The organism is Isoptericola sp. NPDC056578 (assembly GCF_042793275.1).
In the GTDB taxonomy this organism is placed as follows: domain Bacteria; phylum Actinomycetota; class Actinomycetes; order Actinomycetales; family Cellulomonadaceae; genus Isoptericola.
Genome location: NZ_JBHTVC010000026.1, coordinates 1 through 6,911, shown reverse-complemented (window position 1 = coordinate 6,911; position 6,911 = coordinate 1). Strand labels below are relative to the sequence as shown.

Genomic DNA, 6,911 nt, shown 5'->3' with positions numbered 1-6,911 from the left:
GCGGGCCGGTGGATGCAGCGCTGGGGGGACATCCCCCCCAACCTGCCCCCGCCCCGCACGCCTGGTTAGCCCCCCGCCCGGCGCGTTATTACGAGGCGCCCCCTGGTTTTCCGCACTACCTCGCGGCGCTCCGAACTACCTCCGCAGCTCTCGGGCTACCTCGCGGACACCAGGTCAGAGCGGCGTGACCGTGCCGCGGAAGTGCTGGCGGCCGCGGCCGCCGTTCCAGCCGACGTAGGCGAAGCCGCCGCCGTCGGCCGGGGTCACGGCCACGTCCACCGTGCCGGGCAGCAGCACGGGCGAGGCGAACTCGACCGTCCAGCGGTACGCCTCGCCGCGCGCGTGCCCGACGTCGGCCAGGGCACGCGCCGCCGTGTACATGCCGTGCGCGATGGCGCGCGGGAAGCCGAACGCCTTGGCGGACAGCGCCGACAGGTGGATCGGGTTCCGGTCGCCCGAGACCGCGCCGTACGCGCGGCCGGTGCCCGGCCCGAGCGCCCACCGGCCGGTGGGCAGCGGGGGCGTCCACGTGCCCGTGGGCGCGCGGTCCTCGCCGTCGTGCTCGTCCTCCGCGTCCGTCCCGGGCGCCGTCCACGGCAGGTGGAAGCCCTTGGCGAGGTAGGTCGACACGCCCCGCCACACCGGGGCGGAGCCCGGGTCCGCCTGGCGGCGCACCTCGGCGACGAGGTCCACCTGCACGCCGCGCTTGTGCGGGCGCAGGTTCTCGGCCCAGGCGCGCACCTCGAGCGCGTCGCCCAGGACGACGGGCCCGCGGAGCTCGACGTCGTTCGCCAGGTGCACCATCCCCAGCAGCGGCAGCGGGAAGTCCCCACGCACCATGACCGCCGTCGCGAGCGGGAACGCGAGCACGTGCAGGTACCCGGCCGGGAGCACGTCGGTGACGGGCTCGTGCAGCAGCCGCTGGTAGTCGTGCAGGTGGTGGGCGAGGTCCGCCGTCGGCACGTCGGAGACGCGGTACGCGACGTCGGGCAGCGTCAGGGGAGCAGCCTCCCCGTCGCCCTCCGACCGCCCCTGGCCGATGACGGGCAGGCCCGGCATCGCGCGCCCCGCGGCGATGCGGCCGGAGGCGGCGGCGCCGCGCGCGTAGAGGCTGCCGAGGCCCGGCAGGGTGGGCAGGGTCTCGACGCGCAGCGGCTCGCCGGCGCTGGTGGCCGGCGCGCTCGCCGTCACCGCCCCACCAGGTTCTGCCCGCACACGCGCAGCACCTGGCCGTTGACACCGGCGGACGCCGGCGACGCGAGGAAGACGATCGCCTCGGCGACGTCGACGGGCTTGCCGCCCTGCTGCAGCGAGTTGAGCCGACGGGCCACCTCGCGGGTGGCGAACGGGATCGACGCCGTCATCTCGGTCTCGATGAAGCCGGGGGCGACGGCGTTCGCGGTGCCGCCGCGCGCGGCGACGAGCGGGGCCGTCGCGCGGGTGTGCCCGATGACGCCCGCCTTGGAGAAGCCGTAGTTCGTCTGGCCCTTGTTGCCGGCGATGCCGGAGGTCGACGCGAGCGAGACGATCCGCAGCCCGTCCACGCCCTCGCCCCCGTCGAGGCCGAGCAGCTGGTCGTTGATGCGCAGCTGGGCCTCGAGGTTGACGGCGATGACGGAGTCCCACTGGGCGGGCTTCATGTTGGCCAGCAGCTTGTCGCGCAGGATGCCCGCGTTGTGCACCACGACGTCGAGGCCGCCGTGGCGGGTGCGCGCGTGCTCGAGGATGCGGCGGCCCGCGTCCTCGGCCGTCACGTCGAGCTGGAGCGCCGTGCCGCCGACCGCGTTGGCGGTGCGGGCCAGGCCCTCGCCGGCCGCGGGGACGTCCACGCACACGACGGTGGCGCCGTCGCGGGCGAGGGTCTTCGCGATCGCGGCGCCGATGCCTCGGGCGGCCCCGGTGACGACGGCGACCTTCCCGGCCAGAGGCCGGTCCCAGTCGGCCGGAGCCTCGGCGTCGGCCGGGCCGACCGGCAGCAGCTGGCCGTCGACGTAGGCCGAGCGGGCGGACAGGAAGAAGCGCAGCGTCGCGAGCACCGAGGTGGCGTTCACGGCGGCGCCGTCGGTGAGCACGATCCCGTTGCCGGTGGCGCCCGCGCGCAGCTCCTTGGCGAGCGAGCGCAGAAAGCCGTCGACGCCGTTGCGCGCCGCGGCGAGCGCGGGGGCGTCGCCGTCGGCGGCCGCGCGCGAGACGGTGACGACGCGCCCGTTCGTGGCGAGCCGGCGCAGGACCGAGCCCGTGGCCAGCACGGCCGCGGAGACGTCGGTGGGTCGCTCCGACTCGGTGAGCACGAGGAGCACGGCGCCCCAGCGCGCGTCGTCGGTGGGCTGACGGCGCACGTCGAGGCCCCAGCCGTGGAGCTCCTTGGCGAGGGTGTCCGCGTCGCCGGTGGACGCGTCGTCCGAGACGACGAGGACGGGCCCGACGGTGAGCGGGTCGCCCGCGCGGAAGCGCCGCAGGATCGCGGGGCGCGGCAGGCCCAGCTTCTTCGCGAGCGTCTTGGTGAAGCCGGAGTTGACGGCCTTGGTGTAGGAGTCGGTCACGGGGCTCCCTCTCAGACGGACTCGACGACGGCGGTGGCCCCGAGGCCGCCGGCGGCGCAGACGGAGATCAGGGCGCGGGCCGGCCGGCCGGTCTCGGCGGCCTTCGCGGCGACCAGCTTGGCCGCCGTCGCAAGGATGCGCCCGCCGGTCGCGGCGAACGGGTGGCCGGCCGCGAGCGACGAGCCGTTGACGTTGAGCTTCTCCCGGTCGACGCTGCCGAGCGGCGTGTCGAGGCCGAGCTCCGCCTTGCAGTAGTCGGCGTCCTCCCACGCGGCGAGCGTGGTGAGGACGGTCGACGCGAACGCCTCGTGGATCTCGAAGAAGTCGAAGTCGTCGAGGGTCAGGCCGTTGCGGGCCAGCAGGCGCGGCACCGCGTGCACGGGCGCCATGAGGAGTCCGTCGTGGCCGTGCACGAAGTCGACGGCGGCGGTCTCGGCGTCGACGAGACGCGCGAGCACCGGCAGGTCGCGCTCGGCGGCCCACGCGGCCGACGACAGCAGCACGGTGGAGGCGCCGTCGGTCAGCGGCGTGGAGTTGCCGGCCGTCATCGTGGGCTCGGCGGGCTCGGCGAGGCCGCGGCCGAACACCGGCTTGAGCTTCGCGAGCTTCTCCAGCGAGGTGTCCGCGCGGAGGTTGTCGTCACGGGTCAGGCCGCGGAACGGCGTGACCAGGTCGTCGAAGAACCCGGCGTCCCACGCGGCGGCGAGGTGCTGGTGGCTGGCGAGCGCGACCTCGTCCTGCGCGGCGCGGGAGATGCCCCAGCGGGCGGTGGTGATCGCCTGGTGCTCACCCATCGACAGGCCGGTGCGCGGCTCGTCGGTGGCGGGGGTGAGGGGCTTGAGGTCGGCGGGGCGGATCTTCGCGAAGGCCTTGAGGCGGGCCTGGAGCGTCTTGGCGTGCGACGCGTCGAGCAGCGCCCGGCGCAGCCCCTCGCTCACGGCGACCGGGGCGTCGGAGACGGTGTCGGAGCCGCCGGCGACGCCGGACTCGATCTGGCCGAGGCGGATCTTGTTCGCGACGGTGATCGCGGCCTCGAGGCCGGTCGCGCACGCCTGCTGCAGGTCGAACGCGGGGGTCTGGGGCGACAGCGAGGAGCCGAGCACGGACTCGCGGATCAGGTTGAAGTCGCGCGAGTGCTTGAGGACCGCGCCGCCCACGACCTCGCCGAGGCGCTCACCCTGCAGCCCGTACCGGGCGACGAGCCCTTCGAGCGCCGCGGTGAACATCTCCTGGTTGGAGGCGTCGGCGTACTTCTTGCCGGCGCGCGAGAACGGGATGCGGTTGCCGCCCACGATCACGGCGTCGCGCACGCCCGCGGGGGCGGACGGCGACGGGGCGGGGGTGGTCCTCCGGGACGTGCTCCGGGGGGAGCCGTCGGACGGCTTGCGTGTAGCCACAGCGATAGATCCTTCACTCCGTCGGTCAGGTAGGACTCACAGTACCTGATACTCTCAGTCCCGTGAGACGAGTCACAAGGTGCGGCCGATGAGGGCCGCGGAACAGCTCGACGCCCGTTCGACCCCGGACGGCCGCGCGGCCCTCGACGGTCGTTCGACGCGCTGGGACGATCATCGCGCCGCACGCCGGGCGCAGCTCGTCAACGCCGCGCGCAAGGCCGTGCACCGCGGCGGCCCCGGGGTCTCGATGGACGAGATCGCGGGCGAGGCGGGCACGTCCAAGTCGATCGTCTACCGGTACTTCGAGGACAAGGCGGGGCTGCGCCTCGCCGTGGCCGCGCACGTCGTGGCGACGATGCACGACGCCCTCCGCGAGGCGGCCGAGGCCGCCCCCACCCCGCACGCTGCCCTGCGCGCGATGGTCCGGGTGTACCTCGAGATGATCGAGCACTCGCCCAACGTCTACTGGTTCGTCACCCGTACCGCCATCGGCGGCAACGAGCCCGCCCCCGGCGCCGTCGGGACCGGGCAGGTCGAGGCGCTCGGCGCGTACCTCGACTCCGTGATCGAGCTGGTGGCCGAGCCCTTCGCCAGGGCCGTCCAGGTGCCCCCGGCGCTCGCCGCCGCCTGGGCCGCCGGGGCCGTCGGCTTCGTACGCGGCGCCGGCGAGTGGTGGCTCGGCCATGACGGAGCCGACCGGCTCACCCGGGAGGAGCTCACCGAGCAGGTGACGCTCTGGCTGTGGACCGGCCCCGTCGGCGTCCTCCACCACGAGGGCATGACGCCTCCCGACCCTTCGACCCCCATCCCCGCACCCCCGCAGGAGAACCGATGACCACGACGTCCGACCGTCCCGCGACGACGCAGGCCGCCGGCAGCGTGCCCGCCCCCAAGGCGACCCCGCGCGTCGACGTGGCCGGCCTGTCCGAGCAGCTGCTCGGCCGGTGGCCGGAGTGGCGCCGCCACGCCCGCGCGCGCTCGACCGACCCGACCTTCTGGAAGGACGAGTCGCTCTCGATGGCGGAGCACCGCGAGCGCGTGCTCGAGCAGATGAAGCTGCTCGCCACCGACGAGAAGCACCAGGTCTGGCTCGGGTACCCGACGCGCCTCGGCGGGGCCGACGCCCCGGGCGCGAACCTGGCGGGCTTCGAGGAGCTCGCCGTCGCCGACCCGTCGCTGCAGATCAAGGCGGGCGTCCAGTGGGGCCTCTTCGGCTCGGCGATCCTCCACCTGGGCACCCCGGAGCAGCAGGACCGTCTGCTGCCGGGCGCCATGGACCTGTCCGTGCCGGGCGCGTTCGCGATGACGGAGATCGGGCACGGCTCGGACGTCGCGTCGGTGGCCACGACCGCCACCTACGACCCGGAGACCGAGGAGTTCGAGATCCACACGCCGTTCCGCGCGGCGTGGAAGGAGTTCCTCGGCAACGCGGCGGTGCACGCCACGGCGGCCACCGTCTTCGCGCAGCTGATCACGAACGGCGTCAACCACGGCGTGCACTGCTTCTACGTGCCGGTGCGCGACCCGGAGACCATGGAGTTCCTGCCCGGGATCAGCGGGCACGACGACGGCCTCAAGGGCGGCCTGCGCGGCGTCGACAACGGGCGGCTCGCCTTCGACCACGTGCGCATCCCGCGTACGGACCTGCTCGCCCGCTACGGCGCGGTCGCCGCCGACGGCACGTACTCGTCGTCGATCGACAGCCCCGGCCGCCGCTTCTTCACCATGCTCGGCTCGTTGGTGCAGGGCCGCGTGTCCCTGGACGGCGCGGCGTCGACGGCGTCCAAGCTGGGCCTCGCCATCGCCGTGAAGTACGGCGCCGAGCGCCGGCAGTTCACCTCGTCGTCGCCGATCGAGGAGACGGTGCTGCTGGACTACGCGACGCACCGCCGCCGCCTGTTCCCCCGCATCGCGGAGACCTACGCGACGCACTTCGCGCACGACCGCCTCCTCGACCTGTTCGACGACGTCTTCTCCGGCGAGAAGGACACCCCCGAGAACCGCGAAGACCTCGAGACGATGGCGGCGGCGCTCAAGGCGACGTCGACCACGTTCGTGCTGGAGACGCTGCAGGAGGCCCGCGTCGCCTGTGGCGGCGCCGGCTTCATCACCGAGAACCGCATCACGAGCCTGCACCACGACATGGACGTGTACGCCACGTTCGAGGGCGACAACACGGTGCTGCTGCAGCTCGTCGCCAAGCGCCTCGTGGGCGACTACGCGAAGGCGCTCAAGGGCGCCACGTCGACGCCGGCCGGCATCGCCCGGTTCGTCGTCGACCGCGCCGCGGACGCCGCGCTGCACCGCACCGGCCTGCGCCGGGCCGGCCAGGCCCTCGCCGACGTCGGCGACCCGCGCCGCGCGGCCGGGCACCTGCGCGACGCCGAGACGCAGCGCGAGCTGCTCGCCGACCGCGTCGCGACGATCGTCGAGGACGTCGCCATGGCGCTGCGCCCCGCGCAGAAGGCCGACCCCGTCACGGCCGCGCGGATCTTCGACGAGAACCAGGTGCAGCTCGTCGAGGCGGCCAGGGCGCACGCGGACCTGCTGCGCTGGTCGGCGTTCACCGATGCCCTCGAGCAGATCGAGGACCCGGGCACGCGCCGCGTGATGACCTGGGTGCGCGACGTCTTCGGGCTCACGCTCATCGAGCGCAACCTCGCCTGGTACCTCATCAACGGGCGGCTGTCCGCGCAGCGTGCCCGCACGGTGACGTCGTACGTCGACCGCCTGCTCGACCGCCTGCGTCCGCACGCCGTCGACCTCGTCGACGCGTGGGGCTACGGGCCGGAGCACCTCCGGGCGGTCATCGCGTCCGGCATCGAGGCGGAGCGGCAGGACGAGGCGCGGGCGTACTACGCCCAGCAGCGGGCCGACGGCACCGCGCCGGTCAGCGAGAAGGCGCTGAAGAAGCAGAAGCGCTCCTGACGGCGAGAGAGACGCCCGGACGGGACTGCGTCGACCGCAGTCC

The 6,911-nt window shown here is 74.3% G+C and carries 5 protein-coding genes; 2 read left to right on the top strand and 3 right to left on the bottom strand.

The window, feature by feature from the left end:
• Nucleotides 1-174: 174 nt before the first annotated feature.
• Genes ACFQ80_RS12010 through ACFQ80_RS12000 form a run of 3 tightly spaced genes read right to left on the bottom strand, consistent with a single transcriptional unit; the run spans nt 175 to nt 3,853 of the window.
• Nucleotides 175-1,191 carry a MaoC family dehydratase gene (locus tag ACFQ80_RS12010; protein WP_430563803.1) on the bottom strand — a complete coding sequence of 339 codons (1,017 nt, stop codon included), beginning with the start codon at nt 1,189-1,191 and terminating at the stop codon, nt 175-177.
• The gene (locus ACFQ80_RS12005) at nt 1,188-2,543 is read right to left on the bottom strand and encodes a 3-oxoacyl-ACP reductase (RefSeq protein ID WP_430552159.1); all 1,356 of its coding nucleotides are present in this window, start codon (nt 2,541-2,543) and stop codon (nt 1,188-1,190) included. Before ACFQ80_RS12005 ends, ACFQ80_RS12010 begins: the two co-directional genes overlap by 4 nt.
• Nucleotides 2,544-2,554: 11 nt before the next feature.
• Entirely contained in the window at nt 2,555-3,853 is a 1,299-nt protein-coding gene (locus ACFQ80_RS12000; RefSeq protein WP_430552210.1) for an acetyl-CoA C-acetyltransferase, read from the bottom strand.
• A 175-nt stretch (nt 3,854-4,028) separates the two neighbouring features.
• On the opposite strand from ACFQ80_RS12000, the gene ACFQ80_RS11995 reads away from it, so the two are divergent.
• Both ACFQ80_RS11995 and ACFQ80_RS11990 read left to right on the top strand, forming a co-directional pair.
• Nucleotides 4,029-4,775 (top strand): TetR/AcrR family transcriptional regulator, encoded by a 747-nt coding sequence (locus ACFQ80_RS11995; RefSeq protein ID WP_430552158.1) that lies wholly within the window; start codon nt 4,029-4,031, stop codon nt 4,773-4,775.
• Nucleotides 4,772-6,868 carry an acyl-CoA dehydrogenase gene (locus ACFQ80_RS11990; protein ID WP_430552157.1) on the top strand — a complete coding sequence of 699 codons (2,097 nt, stop codon included), beginning with the start codon at nt 4,772-4,774 and terminating at the stop codon, nt 6,866-6,868. The genes ACFQ80_RS11995 and ACFQ80_RS11990 overlap by 4 nt, the downstream gene beginning before the upstream one ends.
• The last annotated feature ends 43 nt before the right edge of the window (nt 6,869-6,911 follow it).

Coding starts and splice junctions, on each gene's coding strand:
- ACFQ80_RS11990 (WP_430552157.1), top strand. CDS start 4,772: ATGACCACGACGTCCGACCGTCCCGCGACGACGCAGGCCGCCGGCAGC.
- ACFQ80_RS11995 (WP_430552158.1), top strand. CDS start 4,029: ATGAGGGCCGCGGAACAGCTCGACGCCCGTTCGACCCCGGACGGCCGC.